Genomic DNA, 15,055 nt, shown 5'->3' with positions numbered 1-15,055 from the left:
TTCGGTTACGAAGGTGTTCTTAGGAATCTCCCACTTCAAACAGACCGTAAGTATGTTAAGTGGGAGTAGTTCAAATAGTGTGAATCAGTGGGAGCTCTAAAGCTGAGCATCTAGTTTTTGTTGAAAGGAAAAATGGAGAAAATCCTAAAGAAAAGTGGGTACCCGCGTGGGGCTTTGACGAAAATGCTATAAGGGAAAGCGCTTTCTTAAATGTTCAACTTGGTACCATCACAATCGAACATCCGATCATCGTATCCTAAGATTTACTCAAATAAGTGTAGTGAATAGCAAGGCATTAGAAACAGCAAAAATGATTGAGAATAATCTGATCCTAATGGTGGAGTGATCGAAAAGGTTCAACTGAAAAATTGGCAGGTAATTTAATTGAAACTGTAAACATGGAAGTGAATGAGATTCCTGGCTAATTTTACATAATCTTGCTAACATCTAGCAAATTATTTTGATGAAGGAATTGAAAAAAATATTGTAATTTTTAAAAGGACTGAATATAAAATGAAACAACAAAAAGCATTAATTAATGGAAATCGTTTAAAAGGTACACTTGAAAAATTCGCAGATTTTGGACGTACTAAAAATAATGGGGTCACACGTTTAGCGTTGTCTGAAGAAGATCGTTTAGTTAGAGATTATTTTTGTTCCTGCTGTAAAGAGCTTGGAATGTCAATAAAAGTTGATGACATGGGAAATATTTATGCAACATTAGAAGGTAAGGAAAATAAACCACCTATTGTCATGGGTTCACATATGGACTCTGTCAAAAAAGGAGGACGCTTTGATGGCGTTTTAGGCGTTGTAGCCGGTTTAGAAGTAGTTCGTACATTAATAGAGAATGGGGTTAAACCAAGAAACCCGATTATGGTTGTTAATTTCACCAATGAGGAAGGGGCAAGATTTGAACCTTCGTTAATGGCATCTGGCGTTCTATCAGGTAAATTTGATAAAACAAAGATGCTTCAACAAACGGATGTGGATGGAATCACTTTCGGTGATGCATTACAGTCGATTGGTTATGCCGGAGAACAGGAGATGAGGTTACAAGAAGGTACAGCATTTTTAGAGTTACATATTGAACAGGGCCCAGTTCTCGAACGGGAAGGGTTAACAATTGGAGTTGTTGAGTGTGTACTTGGAATGGTTTGCTATGATATTGAAATTACGGGAGAATCCGACCATGCCGGCACAACTCCGATGGATATGAGAAAAGATGCTCTCTTTGCGACAAATAACTTCATTACCGAAGTACGCCAAAAAATAAGTGCACTTGATAATGAATTAGTGTATACGATTGGAAGAGTAAATGTTCTTCCAAACATTTCCACAGTTATTCCAAATAAAGTTGTATTTTCCCTGGAAGCAAGACATAAAAATCCTGACATTATCAAGAAAGTTGAGGAAATTATACAAGGACTAACACGTTCAGATGCAAACGAGGGTTGTGAAATTAAAACAACTAAGTTATGGGATCGAGACACGGTTTGGTTCGACAAGAATATTTGCAATTTGGTAGAACAATCGACTAAGTCATTAGGGTATTCATATAAAAGAATGGTGAGTGGAGCTGGACATGATGCGCAATTCATTGCAAGCTTCATTCCAACCGCAATGATTTTCGTCCCAAGTGCTAATGGAAAAAGCCATGACGAGGACGAGCTAACTTCTTGGGAAGATTGTGAAAAGGGAGTAAATGTTCTCTTAGAAACGGTTCTTGCACTGCAATCGTAATCCTAAATAAATTGGAATACTCATCGAAAGCGCTTTTAATCAATGAGTATTCCAATTATATCCCGCGGGAAAATTAAAGGAAGGTCTCTTATGAAATCTATTAAACTCTTGCTCTGGATTCCTTTTATTGGAATGTTAGGTTTTTTGCCTTATGCAAATAAAATAGAACCATACGTACTGGGCATGCCCTTTCTTTTATTTTGGATTGCATTTTGGATGGTTTTAGCTTCTATTATTTTAACAATTGTTTATAAGTTTGACCCTGATAATCAAGGGAGTGATGTTGAATGAATGTCGCATTAGTCATTATATTTGCCTCCCTTATACTAGCCCTATATTTAGGGATTCAAGCAAAAAGAGGGAAGGATATGGACATGGAGCAATTTGCTGTCGGTGGCCGAGGCTTCGGTACATTGTTCGTTTTCCTCTTAATAGCTGGTGAAATTTACACAACGTTTACGTTTTTAGGTGGAAGTGGATGGGCCTATTCAAAAGGTGCAGCGGCTTACTATGTCCCGGCATACATTTTCTTAGCTTATGTTTTATCCTATTGGTTAGTTCCTAAAATTTGGAGATACGCTAAGGACAATTCGATTATTTCCCAACCTGACTATTTTGCTGCGAAATTCAACAGTAAAGCAATGGGGATGATTGTTGCCGTTTTAGGAAGTTTAGCCCTTGTTCCATATATCTCTATCCAGCTAAAAGGATTAGGAATCATTGTTTCAGAAGCATCTTATGGGGTGATTCCTCCTATAGCGGCAAGCGTCATTGGTACAGTTGTAGTAACTACTTATGTTATGATATCGGGGATACATGGATCAGCTTGGACTGCTATTATTAAAGATTTCTTAATTTTGGTAGTTGTTATATTTTTAGGTTTATATATTCCTTTTCATTATTTTGGTGGAATTAAGCCGATGTTTGAGTCCGTTCAATCGGTTAAGCCTGAAATGTTAACATTAGCTGATCAAGGGCTAAGTCAATCTTGGTTTATCTCTACAGTATTGTTAAATGCAATTGGCTTTTATTTATTGCCGCAAACGTTCATGGTCGTCTTATCTTCTAAAGGGGAAAAGACACTAAGAAAAAATGCAATTGTATTACCTTTATATACACTGTTATTACTTTTTATATTCTTCATTGGTTTTTCAGCAATTGTGCAAATCCCCGGGCTGCAAGGAGCTGATGGAGACCTTTCTCTATTAAGATTATCGATAGAAACCTTTGATCCATGGATCATCGGGGTCATCGGTGCAGCTGGATTACTGACAGCTTTAGTTCCCGCTTCCGTTATGCTTATGGCTGCATCTGTTGGGTTAACAAACAGTTTCTATAAAGTTATAGTACCAAAAGCTTCTGAACAACAACTATTAGTTGTGTCAAGAATCATTATTATTAGTCTTTCCATTATCGCGCTAATTGTAACGATTACAGGTGGCGAAGCGTTGGCCATTTTAAATATCATGTCGTACAGCCTCATAACACAATTAGCTCCGGCATTGTTTTTCACTTTATCTAAAAAGAATCATATCAATAAGGCGGGAGCTATAGCGGGGATTATTACAGGGGTGATGGTTGTAGCCTATATAACTATCTCAGGTGTGAAACTTACAACTTTCTGGCCGGGTGTTCCGCATGTTATTAACGATATTAGTACTGGAGTCATTGCATTAATAATGAATCTAATTGTGACCATTCTTGTAAGTCTATTGGGAAAAAGTAAAGCAACCTTAAATTTGAAAAAAGTAAAGGATGCTAGTAGGGTTTCATAAAGAGAAAATAAAATTGCACTGTTAATATGATAGAAAATAAATGATTGCAAAATGAAAACGTTTGTATTAATATGAAAATATCGTCGATAATGTGATGAACATTTGCACCTCATACGTGCAGGTGCCTCGCTCGTTATCCGGCTACAGGAGGACCTATAGTGTTTCCAGATCATGCTGTTTATATCATTGGGGATAGCAAGACAGCTTCAAACAACCCCATTACACAAAAGTTTAATACTTTTTTCATCGGACTTGTCATAGATCGGGAGAGTCATGAGATACTGGAGGCGGAGTGCTCTTCAACAATTGCGCTTACATCCAAATTTGTCCAGTCTATTTTCAAGGGAAAATCAATGAATGAGCCAGAAGCTGTCATACAAGAGATAGAAGAGAGATATTTCGGTTCTTCTCAAAAGGCTATCATTGTTGCCTTTAAAAATGCGCATATTAAATATACCCAAATTATAGACAGTTAGCTGCTTCATTTGTTATTCGCAATTGAAATCCAGCTGTTAGGGAGTTTATTTCCTAATGGCTGGATTTTTTGATTTTTAAAATATAAGGAGGATTTGAATATGATTCAGGATGGCGTTATATTTGTATGTTTTTTATTGGCGTTTACCGCCGCTATCGCGGTTGCAGAAAAAAAGATCGGAGGCAAGTTCTTTAAATATGTGCCAGGTATCGTACTCATTTATATTGGTGCCGCTCTAATGAAAACCTTCGGTCTTTTTTCGTCAAGTGAGTCAGTTGAAAATGCTTACTCAACTGTGCGTGGACTTTTGCTTCCAGCTATGCTGATGTTAATGCTGCTTCATTGTGATCTTAGAAAAATCATTAGGTTAGGGCCGAAAATGCTGCTGACTTTCTTTGCCGCATCAATCAGTATTGTAGGAGGATTTACGATTACCTACGCACTTCTTAAAGGGTTTTATGCTCCCGATACGTGGAAAGCTTTTTCGGCACTGAGCGCAAGCTGGACAGGCGGATCAGCTAACATGGTGATTTTGCAGGGGATCTTGGATGTGCCGGAGAACATTTTTGGCTATGCGTTGATCATGGATACTGTCAATTACTCAGTATGGGTAATGTTTTTATTTTGGCTTGTACCCCTTGCTTCGAAATTTAATAAATGGACAAAAGCAGATACCACTTATATCGATGAAGTGACTGCACAGTTAGAGGCGGAGGAGGAAAGGCAGGAACCGATCGGTTTTGTAGAATTAATTGGTTTCCTTGGACTTAGTTTGATGGTTTCCGTATTGGCCACAAAGATTGGCGAAAGATTGCCTGAACTTGGTGCTGCCGTCAATGCCACGACTTGGACAATCATTATAGCCTCCGTTGTTGGTCTTGTTTTGGCCGTCACCAAAATTGGAAAATTGCCGGGTTCCATGGAGATATCAAAAGTCATGCTTTATATTATCATTGGGTTGATCGCATCACATGCTGACTTCTCTCAATTGTTCCAGGCACCTGTTTACATTTTATCTGGTTTCATGATTATGTTCTTCCATGGGTTGATTATGATCATTCTGGCAAAAGCTTTTAAGCTCGATTTATTTACGATGGGGGTGGCTTCGCTTGCGAATATCGGCGGCGTGGCATCTGCCCCTATATTGGCGGGGTCATTCAATAGAATGCTGATTCCTGTCGGGATTTTGATGGCCGTTCTTGGAAGCTTGCTCGGAACGTATTATGGAATTTTGACATCTTACATTTTATCAGCTATATAAGGGAAGGGTGCAACGATGAATATTCAATCAATAGAAGTTTCAGTAGAAAAATTGCCGTTAATCAAGCCATTCAAAACTGCCCTCAGGACAGCAGATGAAATAGAAAATGTTATAGTTATGCTCCGACTGGAGAATGGGATAATAGGTATGGGCGCCGCAGCTCCGACTGTGGCGATCACCGGTGATTCAACGGAAGGAATAAAGGGGATTATCCAATCAGTCATTACTCCTCAATTGCTCGGGAAATCCATTACCCAACTTAACCAGCTTTCTAAAATCGTGCAACAAAGTTGTGTCGGCAATACAAGTGCAAAGGCTGCTGTTGAAATAGCCATCTATGACACCCTTTGCAAGTTTTGGAACATACCTTTATATCAATTCTTAGGCGGTAAAACGAATCAACTGATGAATGATATGACTATCAGCATTGGTGAAGAGGAAAAAATGGTCACCGAGGCCAAACAGATTGTGAATAATGGATTTTCAATCATTAAAATTAAAGCCGGAAAAGACTGGAAGAAAGATATTGAAAGAATTTCGGCCATTCGCGAGGCCGTTGGGAATAATGTGACGCTTCGTGTAGATGCCAATCAAGGATGGGACGTCAAGCATTCTATTGAAGTAATAAGGGAGTGGGAAAAAGACAGGTTAAATATAGAACTTGTGGAACAGCCCGTAAGAGCGCATAATATCACTGGATTAAAAGAGATTAAAAGAAATGTTCAAACGCCGATAATGGCTGATGAAAGTCTGTTTTCTCCCAGAGACGCTATGAAATTGTTATCAGAACAGGCTGTGGACTACTTAAACATCAAGCTGATGAAAACTGGAGGTATTCGCCGAGCGCTTCAAATCGCTGACATGGCAGAAGTGGCGGAAATAGAATGCATGATTGGCAGCATGATGGAATCGAGTGTCAGTGTCGCGGCGGCGGTACACCTGGCCATTGCGCATCCAAATATAACAAAGATTGATTTGGATGCCCCTTTGTGGATCAAGGCAGAGCCATTTGAAGGCATAATATATGAAGAAAATACAATACAGGTTTCAGGAGATTCAGGTTTAGGCGTTAAAAGGAAAAGATAGATTATGTTGCTTAAAGAAAATGACGCCTTCTCATTTTGGCATTGATTTGCGTGTTTTTGATTTCGCATATAAAGAAGGTAAAGGAAGGGTACATCATGTGGGAATGTATGTTGGAGACGAAAAAATGATTCACTCACAAAACACTTCCCCCATGTTCGTATTGATACCAGAGGCAATGGTGAAGAATATTCAGGTGCATGAAGATACATTGAAGAGTAATATTGACAAAAAAACATCCATCATCCACTGCACTTCGATGTACAATCTAACTTAAAAACAATGCTGAATATAGTAATGCGGCAGTAATGGAGTTAGATCATCCAGATTGTGTAGGGTGTAAATTCCTGATCGTTATACATTTATCATGCAAATAGAAGTCCTTTCCATTATAATCATTAATAACCAATTTAAAATAAAGGAATGGTGGAAATGGCCAAAGTATGTGCAGTTTGTGGTGGAAATGCGGTTGCTTTATATCGACGTAAAATCGCAAACGAGGGAGTTGTGTGTGATGGTTGTTTTAGAGAGGCGCTACTTACTCCAAAACAATTTTTAGGGATTAAAAAGCTAACTTCGGATGATTTTTTAAAAGCAATGACAGGTTTAGGTAAAAACAAGGAAGATTTAAAAATTAATGCAACCAAAAAAATAGGGGTAGCGGTTTATTTTGATGATGAGAAAGAACAACTCCTTATCCCAACACCAGCTAAATCTTATCTTTTTAACTATAGTGAGATTATCAGTTTCGAACTGTTAGAAGACGGTGAAACAATAACGAGTGGTGGTTTAGGCAGGTCATTGGTTGGGGGAGCTTTATTTGGCGAAACAGGTGCCGTTGTAGGTGCTGTGACTGGGAAAAAGAAAAATATAGCATACTGTACAAATTTGAAAGTGAAACTGACAGTTAACGACACTGCTCAACCAGCTGTCTACATAACATTTTTGAACAAAAAAATAAAAACGGATAGCACTACATACCGCATCGCTTATAATCATGTACAAGAATGCATCTCTATGCTGCAGCTAATTTGTAATAGAGAGCAAAACAAAAAAAATACTCAAACTAGTGAAACTGACAAAATACTAGAATATAAAAAGCTACTTGATCAAGGTGTTATTACAGAAGAAGAATTCGCACTAAAGAAAAAAGAATTATTAGGTCTATAAGGCATCCTTCGGGGTGTTTTTTTAAGTAAAGGTAAATGGCTACAGGATATTTTCCATCCATAGGCGGATGGATGATATCACAGTAGTATTGGAAAGCTCACTTGATAACGGGTTAATTTCTCTCTCTTTTTCTAGTGTAATGTTCACATTTCTCTATATTATTAAAGACGTACAAGAATAGAAACGACTCCATAACAATTTCCATAAAAAGTTGTAAAAGCCGATGATTCTTTAGCGCAGGACAAATTGGCTCTCATTAATATCGAAGATAGCTTAGTGTATGTTCTCCGCATTTTGTTAGAAGTTCCCATATTTCCCCATATTTCATTCCATTGGGTGACTTTTTCCATGAAAAAACTAAATATTCGTTTACTGGCAATATGCTATAATGTAATTTCAACTTTTCATAAAGGAAGTTTTAAGATGAACTTTGACTACAAGTTATTTGAAATGATCAATCAATTTGCAGGACAAAATGACTTTCTTGATCAAACGGTGATGTTATTTTCAAAATTTGGTCCAATATTATTTGGAATTGTGCTCGTATGGCTGTGGTTTTCAAAGTCAGGGAGAATGATAGAAAATCGAAAAATCGTCTTGTATGTATTAACAATTACAATTATTGTCCTTGGAATTAACAAGGCAATTGAATTGATGTATTTTCGACCACGGCCTTTCGTTACACATTCGGTCCATTTACTAAGTCATAAAACGAGCGCAGACCCTTCATTTCCGAGCAATCATTCTGCAGGGGCGTTTGCAATGACCTGGGCACTATTTTTCTATCGAAAAAAGATTGGAATTATCTTGTTAATTCTAGCGTTTTTCATGGCACTTTCAAGGATATATATCGGTGTCCATTATCCTTTGGATGTTACCACTGGTGCGATCATCGCATTGATTATTACGGTTGTAGTTATGTCACAAAAACGTTTTCTTGACCCTATTTTTCAAAATTTTATTCAGGGATTTAGAAAATCTATCTAATCACTTTTTTACTATGAACAACCTAAAATCAAAAGGCTGCCGAAGAGGGCAGCCTCTTGTTTTATTAATTTTCCAGTACAATTTTTAGTGTGTCTATATTTTTATTCATGAGACTGAAATAATCTTCTTTTTTGGTTTTGTCATCTTCTGTAATATATTCCAAGTTATGCAAAGTAATAGGTTTAGTCCCAGTTTCTTTTTGGACAGTATTTACTACTTTAGCTGATGGAACTTGATCATAAATAATGAAGTGAATATTATGTTTCTTCGCCGTCTCAATAATGTTTTGCAAATGTTTTTGTGAGGGTTCATTTTCTGGACTTAAGCCCGTTATACTGATTTGGTGAATGCCGTAGCGATGTTCCCAGTATCCGTATGAAGCATGTGAAACTAGTAAGTCTTTATGTTCGGTTGCCTCTATTACTTCACTCAAATCAACATCGAGTTGTTCAAGTTTCTGCTTCAAGTCTTGGAAATTCTGTTCGAACTCATCTTTGGCAGAAGGCATTGCTTCTGATAATGCCTCTTTAATATTTTCAGCCATTTTGATTGCGTGGATGGGATCCAGCCAAACATGGGGGTCTTGATCATGGTGATGGTCATGATCACTATGTTCATTTTCTGTATGAGCATCGTGATCATTTGCGTCATCATCTCCCTCCATGTGAGTGTGATGGTCATGGTTTCCATGCTCGGCCTCACCGTGCTCTTCATGATCGTGATCATGCCCGCTCAATAACTCAATTCCATTGGAGGCCTCCACCATTTTTACCTTTTCATTGGCGAAAGTTTTCTCTGCTTTATCAATAAACGTTTCAAACCCGGCTCCATTATAAATAAATATGTCTGCATCGGCTATATTCATCATCGTTTTTAAGGTTGGTTCAAACGTATGGGCATCAGCTCCAGCAGGATATACACTTTTAACATCAACATATTTTCCACCAACTTTCTTGGTAAAGTCTTCTATAGGAAAGATCGTCGTATAAACTTTAAGGGTACCACTCGTATTCTTATTTACATTCTTATTGGAGTGGGGGGGTGAACTCTTATGACAGCCACTTATAAATATCGCAATGATTAAAACGACTGTAAAAAAAATAGATTTAGTTCTCATTAGTCAATTCCTTTCTAGCTAGCATTATGATAATCGTAATCATTACGATTTTTAAGATATTTTAATGTACTGTCGAAAAAGAAGGGAAGGGGTCGGCAAACGATTTCCAGTTTTCACTCATTTCATTTAGGGTCAATAAACATTCATCAAGTTGCTTTTCAATTTCATCCTTCGCCATGTCAATCCCGATAAAAGCTATTTCTGTCATCCGGTCACCATAGGTGTCGTCCCATCTAGCCAATAATTGACTGTCTTCATGTAGCATGATCCTGCGCTCATCTTCCGGAAGGGAGGCTATCCAATATCCCGCTAATTGTATTGTGATGGAGGTTCCTGCCTGTGACAAGAGTCCTGCCATATCGTTCCTTGTTGCAAGCCAAAAGAATCCTTTTGATCGAACTACCTCTACAGGCCAATTTTCAAGCCACTTATAAAAACGCTCAGGATGGAAAGGGCGCCTTCTGCGATATACGAATGAGGAAATTCCATATTCTTCAGTTTCGGGAACATGTTCTTCATTCAATTCTTTTATCCATCCAGCAGATTGACTTACCTTTTCAAAATCAAACATTTTAGTGTTTAAAAGTTCATTTAATGGCACCGAACCATATGATGTTTGAATGATTTTTGCCTCAGGATTCAATGATTGCAGAATATGGGTCATTTGTTCCGTGTCAGCTTTATCAAGAAGGTCTGTTTTATTTAAAACGATGACATTGGCAAATTCGATTTGATCGATCAATAAATCTACAACGTCTCTGTCATCAGACTCGGCGGTTCCATGATTGCGGTCTAGCAAACTTTCCCCGGAAGAAAAATCAGACCAAAATTGATGGGCATTCACGACAGTGACCATCGTATCTAGACGGCATTTTTTTGTTAAATCTATAGTCAGTTCCTCATCAATATACGTAAATGTTTGGGCGACTGGTATAGGCTCACTTATACCAGTTGATTCAATAACGATATAATCTATGTTTCCCGAATCTACTAACTTCTCAACCTCGATCATCAAATCTTCCCTCAATGTGCAGCAAATACAGCCATTTTGCAGCTCCACGAGTTTTTCTTCTGTTCTCTTGAAGCCTCCAGAATGAATCAGATCCGCATCGATATTCACTTCGCTCATATCGTTGACAATAACCGCGATGCGGAGTCCTTCCCTGTTATGTAAGATATGATTCAATAAAGTTGTTTTTCCCGCTCCCAAATAGCCGCTCAAAACGGTGACAGGTATTTTAATCATCAAATTCCTCCTTTTTTTAAATCGTAATCATTACGATTTGTATATTATAATAAAAAACGCAAGATAGCAAGGGGAATAATTATTTTTTCCTCATTGCTTTTGATAATCTTGACAGTGATCATTGTGGAGGAGGATTTGGATATTTATTTTGCCGGTTATTTCAGGGATGTTGTTTTGGACAGTTTCGTTGTCGCTAAAAGAGGGGTTAAGTATGGGGCGGGGTTATTTTCGGAGCCACCAAAGACTGACTATGACAGTCCTGATACCTCACTTGCGGAACAATATTTGGAGGATCGAGATGCTTACATGGAAAACCTTGATAAGAAATAGAAGCCGAATCCAACAGTGCAACTGAGGGAGAGGAGCAAGCTGGCATTACTTATGGACAAATCATGATAACAGATGATCAGGAAAAATTGAAATCGGAGCTTCTAAACAGTGAAAAAATCTTTGTAGATGACGATCGATGTGGCGATCTTGGATATTTTTTATGATCAACAGCATTTGTTTGTAGGCAAGGAAGTGGAAATCACGGGGTTTGTATATAAAGAACCTGAGTTCAAAGAGAATCAATTAGTTATAGCCAGGTTTGGAATTTCGTGCTGCTATGCAGACGCTCTGGTGTACTGCATTTTTCGACGTTGGAAAACGCCCAAATTGTAAAAGAGGATGAATAGGTGAAAGTTACCGGCACTTTATCAACACCTCATTTGCAAGACCGCGAACTTCCCTATTTGCAAATAAGTCATCTGGAAAAGGTGGAGCAGCCTGAGAATCCGTATGTTTATGAAATACTTAAACTGCTGGTTGAGTAATAAGTTTTCTTGCCAATAGAAATTCTTAAAAGATGTGCAGTGTCTATATTGCACATCTTTTATTAATGGGATTTACACTTCATGTTCATCATTAGGTTTACTAAGATCTTCTATTTTTTTTAGCCGTTCTATAATAATCTGAACTGCAATTGCGTCGTCTAAATAACCAAATGGAAAAACATAATCTGGAATAATATCAGTTGATGAAATAAAATACAGGAGTACACCCCCAATAATAGAGCGTTTTTCGATGGATATATCTTCTTCACAAAAACTTTTATGCATTTTCTTCAACTCATTAATAAAAGGTCCGGCTCCTTTAACTTCCTCCACTTTCGTTTTAAACTCCTTTAATATTTTTTGTTTACCTTCTTCTGTGAGTGCGTATTGTTCATATTTAGCCAACTCCTCGTGTACTTTCACTATATTAAATTGGTCCCCCAAAAATTTGGATGATACAAGAACTTCATTTATTGAATTGATTGAATCGTACATATCATTTTGCGCACCTTTTGCAGTAATCTCAACGTCGTATCCTGCAGATTGTAATAAGGTTGCTTCAGGAACTTGCAAATGCTGTGAAAATAGCTTTATATGAGAGGGTTTTGCCTGCTGTTTATTGTTTGCAATTCGTGAAATCGTTGCAGTATCAATTCCTGTTGCCAAACTAAGCTTCCTCATGGAGAGCGAACGTTTTTTTAATAATGCTTTTAATAATTCACCAAGGTTTTGATTTTTGTTGTTGCTTGTTGACATGGTCAATCACCCCTTCCACAAAATATAGGATATGTTGAATTATTCTCAACGTTTTATTAGTGGATAAGCACATACAGTTGACATCAACAATAAGATGTAAAAAAATTAGGGAGGTTTCAAAAATGACAATTTGGGCCACCTGGCTTATTATTTTGGCCTTTGCTGTTTCTTCGAGTATAGATAATTTAGGTGTAGGAATTTCTTATGGAATTCGAAAGATACACATTCGAATAGGTCCTAACTTTATGATCGCTGTCATATGTTTTTTATTTAGCATGGCAGGAATTTCATTCGGGCTTTGGCTGTCAAAAATTCTTCCTGGAATGCTCCCTGTGATCTTCGGGTCATTCTTACTGTTTGTGATTGGAATTAGAATCATTTTGTTAGCTTCCCCTCGTAAAAAAGGGGCTTCGAAAGCGGTTAGTGAACAAAACAAACAGTCCAGAAGCATTGAAGGTATATTAAAAAATCCTGAATTAGCTGATGTCGATAATTCCGGAGAAATCGGTTGGGGGGAAGCTACGCTTCTAGGCGTTGCATTATCAGCCAATGCACTTACGAATGGATTAGGTGCTGGTTTACTCGGTCTATCTCCGCTTGCGATTTCATTGACAGCTGCAATCGGCAGTTTCATCAGTGTTTGGGCAGGTGTGAATTTAGGAGCTAAATTAGCAAATGTACGGATTGGTTCATTTACTATTGGCCAATTCGGCACAGCTTTAAGCGGAGTAATTATTTTAGTGATTGCTGTTACAGCATTCTTTTAACTTCATTTAGCAGAAATCTCCTACTTCTATAAGTGGTGAGATGAATGCATATTGGTATTCCATTCAGTGGGGGTTCAAACCCCGGCTGAATAAAGTCAAAGCCTCCGGCGGATGCCACAGATTTTCAAAGGAAATTTATCGAGCGGAGCTCGATAAAATCTGGACGCAAATACGCCAAGGCGCATTTGATTAGGCGTATGGTAAAAAAGGGCTGTGAAGTTTTGTGAAGTGCCGTCTCGTAGTATAGAGATAAAACTTCGAGAAAACTCACATGTCCTTTTATTTAAAAGGAAAGTATAAAATTTGATGAAATATTTTGTTCCAATTAAGATTCTATATGNCGAGAAAACTCACATGTCCTTTTATTTAAAAGGAAAGTATAAAATTTGATGAAATATTTTGTTCCAATTAAGATTCTATATGTCTAGCTGCGACGTACAGGAAGTACTAGTGCAGGCGAAGCGACAGGACGTCGCCGCTTTGAGCCAGCCGACGTACAGGAAGTACTAGTGCAGACGAAGCGACAGGACGTCGCCGTTTGAGCCAGCCGACGTACAGGAAGTACTAGTCCACCGAAGCCACAGGATGTGGCGGTCTGAGGCGGCTAGGCGCCATCGGCGCAAGGATCAAGTCACGCGGAAGTTTATTCAGGAAGAATGTGCTCCTGCGGCACAGCTTATTCAAGGAAGCTTTTCACGATGTAATTAAAATTAGCAGCTTTGCTGTGGTGGCCGAGGAACTCCCTCATCAAAATTCGCCTTGTGCTTTCTTCATGTTAATGTTTCTATATAGTACGACTAAAGTAAGTGTGATATGCCGAAAAGGTCATTTGTTCATTAGCCTTCAAATGAACAAATGACCTTTATTTGACTTGGTTAGAAAATGGATAGCCCAGAAGATCTCGAGCTATCGATAAATAAAATAAATTGCTAAATCTAGAAAAAAAACAGTATGAACCGTTGCAAAAAAGATGGATTGTTTCGTCTCTCTGTTCATTGTTTTCACCTCCAGGTCTTTTTATTTAAAAGTCGTTATAAAGGAAGCAATTTGAACCTTTTTGTTAGATAACTTTTAATTAAAAGAAGAACAACGTCACCTAAGACTGCAATAACAAGTGTTCGTATTAAATTAATCAATGCCTTTCTGAATTTAGGAGGAAATACCCCCTTTTTGAATTTTGTCATAATAGCAAAACTCCTTTTCATAAACTCCATTGTGGCCACACTTCCCCTAACAATTTTTTATATTATATTAGTCTTCTCAGCAACGGTGTCTACTTTTACCACATAAAATTGAAAATAATGAGCATAAGATTACCATTTCGGAAATAAGTTGTTGAATAATTGTCAATATAAATGTATTATTCTAAATAATAAGTTTTTGGTGTTGAGGGAGGAGATTATCATTCAGTGGATGGGTTAAAATGCACAGGGTTCCAAAGATCAAAACTAATTATGTGAGGAGAAATGAATATGTTTCGATTTATTCGATCCCCCATCGGTATCGCCGCTGGAGTATCGGCAGTCCTCATCACATCTCTTAAAACGAGAGCAGCCTTTCGTAAAGCTGCAGTAAAAACGATTGCGGCTTTTATAGGTAAAAAAGAAAAGGCTCGGGAGGCAACTACTGGAATGAAAGGCCAATTACCCAAAGCAAGAGCGTTTGTTCGTAAGGTGGCCGTAAAATTGACTGTGCCTATACTGGGTATTGTAGGGGTTGTTCAAGATTCCATTACTCATCTTCAAAAAAAGTGGGGTTCCGACGTACTCGTTCCCATTTCTGATGAAGAGATAAACTACGAAGGTTCTTTTAGCAGTTCTCATCACCAGATAAAGACTTAAACGATCTAATTCCTTAATT

18 protein-coding genes are annotated in these 15,055 nt (G+C 37.9%); 15 read left to right on the top strand and 3 right to left on the bottom strand.

Annotated elements, in window-relative coordinates:
* Positions 1-513 precede the first annotated feature (513 nt).
* The 9 genes from D5F11_RS20270 (at position 514) to D5F11_RS20230 (ending at position 8,494) form a co-directional block, all read left to right on the top strand.
* Entirely contained in the window at positions 514-1,743 is a 1,230-nt protein-coding gene (locus D5F11_RS20270) for a Zn-dependent hydrolase (RefSeq protein WP_120119233.1), read from the top strand.
* A 90-nt stretch (positions 1,744-1,833) separates the two neighbouring features.
* The gene (locus D5F11_RS20265; protein WP_120119234.1) at positions 1,834-2,034 is read left to right on the top strand and encodes a DUF3311 domain-containing protein; all 201 of its coding nucleotides are present in this window, start codon (positions 1,834-1,836) and stop codon (positions 2,032-2,034) included.
* Positions 2,031-3,518: a sodium:solute symporter family protein gene (locus D5F11_RS20260; RefSeq protein WP_120119235.1), complete on the top strand. Its 1,488-nt coding sequence runs from the start codon at positions 2,031-2,033 to the stop codon at positions 3,516-3,518. Before D5F11_RS20265 ends, D5F11_RS20260 begins: the two co-directional genes overlap by 4 nt.
* Positions 3,519-3,676: 158 nt before the next feature.
* Entirely contained in the window at positions 3,677-3,994 is a 318-nt protein-coding gene (locus D5F11_RS20255) for a DUF3870 domain-containing protein (protein ID WP_120119236.1), read from the top strand.
* 99 nt (positions 3,995-4,093) lie between these two features.
* Positions 4,094-5,254: a DUF819 family protein gene (locus D5F11_RS20250; protein WP_120119237.1), complete on the top strand. Its 1,161-nt coding sequence runs from the start codon at positions 4,094-4,096 to the stop codon at positions 5,252-5,254.
* 15 nt (positions 5,255-5,269) lie between these two features.
* Positions 5,270-6,340, top strand: coding sequence for a dipeptide epimerase (locus tag D5F11_RS20245; RefSeq protein ID WP_120119238.1), 1,071 nt, complete (start codon positions 5,270-5,272; stop codon positions 6,338-6,340).
* 124 nt (positions 6,341-6,464) lie between these two features.
* Positions 6,465-6,614, top strand: a complete 150-nt coding sequence (locus D5F11_RS28235; RefSeq protein ID WP_373316391.1) for a hypothetical protein — start codon at positions 6,465-6,467, stop codon at positions 6,612-6,614.
* 155 nt (positions 6,615-6,769) lie between these two features.
* The gene (locus D5F11_RS27555; protein WP_185830815.1) at positions 6,770-7,507 is read left to right on the top strand and encodes an SHOCT domain-containing protein; all 738 of its coding nucleotides are present in this window, start codon (positions 6,770-6,772) and stop codon (positions 7,505-7,507) included.
* Between the two features lie 423 nt (positions 7,508-7,930).
* Positions 7,931-8,494 (top strand): undecaprenyl-diphosphatase, encoded by a 564-nt coding sequence (locus D5F11_RS20230; RefSeq protein WP_120119253.1) that lies wholly within the window; start codon positions 7,931-7,933, stop codon positions 8,492-8,494.
* A gap of 64 nt (positions 8,495-8,558) precedes the next feature.
* Here the strand turns inward: D5F11_RS20230 and D5F11_RS20225 are convergent, their stop codons facing one another.
* Together D5F11_RS20225 and D5F11_RS20220 are read right to left on the bottom strand one after the other, a co-directional pair.
* On the bottom strand, positions 8,559-9,611 hold the full coding sequence (locus tag D5F11_RS20225) for a metal ABC transporter solute-binding protein, Zn/Mn family (RefSeq protein WP_120119240.1): 1,053 nt from the start codon (positions 9,609-9,611) through the stop codon (positions 8,559-8,561).
* 61 nt (positions 9,612-9,672) lie between these two features.
* Positions 9,673-10,857: a GTP-binding protein gene (locus D5F11_RS20220; protein WP_120119241.1), complete on the bottom strand. Its 1,185-nt coding sequence runs from the start codon at positions 10,855-10,857 to the stop codon at positions 9,673-9,675.
* A 135-nt stretch (positions 10,858-10,992) separates the two neighbouring features.
* On the opposite strand from D5F11_RS20220, the gene D5F11_RS20215 reads away from it, so the two are divergent.
* The 3 genes from D5F11_RS20215 to D5F11_RS26810 all read left to right on the top strand — a co-directional run bounded on the left by D5F11_RS20215 (position 10,993) and on the right by D5F11_RS26810 (position 11,672).
* On the top strand, positions 10,993-11,187 hold the full coding sequence (locus D5F11_RS20215; RefSeq protein WP_126646641.1) for a hypothetical protein: 195 nt from the start codon (positions 10,993-10,995) through the stop codon (positions 11,185-11,187).
* 126 nt (positions 11,188-11,313) lie between these two features.
* Positions 11,314-11,520, top strand: a complete 207-nt coding sequence (locus D5F11_RS28230) for a TIGR03943 family putative permease subunit (protein ID WP_120119243.1) — start codon at positions 11,314-11,316, stop codon at positions 11,518-11,520.
* A gap of 14 nt (positions 11,521-11,534) precedes the next feature.
* Positions 11,535-11,672, top strand: a complete 138-nt coding sequence (locus tag D5F11_RS26810; protein ID WP_185830814.1) for a TIGR03943 family putative permease subunit — start codon at positions 11,535-11,537, stop codon at positions 11,670-11,672.
* Between the two features lie 72 nt (positions 11,673-11,744).
* Here D5F11_RS26810 and D5F11_RS20210 read toward each other — a convergent pair whose 3' ends face one another.
* Complete coding sequence (locus tag D5F11_RS20210; protein WP_120119244.1) at positions 11,745-12,428, bottom strand: DUF1232 domain-containing protein; 684 nt, start codon at positions 12,426-12,428, stop codon at positions 11,745-11,747.
* 122 nt (positions 12,429-12,550) lie between these two features.
* Between D5F11_RS20210 and ytaF the strand changes: the two genes are divergently transcribed.
* The 3 genes from ytaF (at position 12,551) to D5F11_RS20200 (ending at position 15,036) form a co-directional block, all read left to right on the top strand.
* Positions 12,551-13,195 carry a sporulation membrane protein YtaF gene (ytaF, locus tag D5F11_RS20205; protein ID WP_120119245.1) on the top strand — a complete coding sequence of 215 codons (645 nt, stop codon included), beginning with the start codon at positions 12,551-12,553 and terminating at the stop codon, positions 13,193-13,195.
* Between the two features lie 40 nt (positions 13,196-13,235).
* Positions 13,236-13,388, top strand: a complete 153-nt coding sequence (locus D5F11_RS26805) for a hypothetical protein (RefSeq protein WP_185830813.1) — start codon at positions 13,236-13,238, stop codon at positions 13,386-13,388.
* 1,279 nt (positions 13,389-14,667) lie between these two features.
* The gene (locus D5F11_RS20200; protein WP_245998273.1) at positions 14,668-15,036 is read left to right on the top strand and encodes a YtxH domain-containing protein; all 369 of its coding nucleotides are present in this window, start codon (positions 14,668-14,670) and stop codon (positions 15,034-15,036) included.
* Positions 15,037-15,055: the final 19 nt, after the last annotated feature.

The sequence above is a fragment of the Siminovitchia terrae genome (assembly GCF_003605405.2).
In the GTDB taxonomy this organism is placed as follows: Bacteria; Bacillota; Bacilli; order Bacillales; family Bacillaceae_C; genus Siminovitchia; species Siminovitchia terrae.
This window is presented reverse-complemented; position numbering and strand designations above follow the sequence as displayed.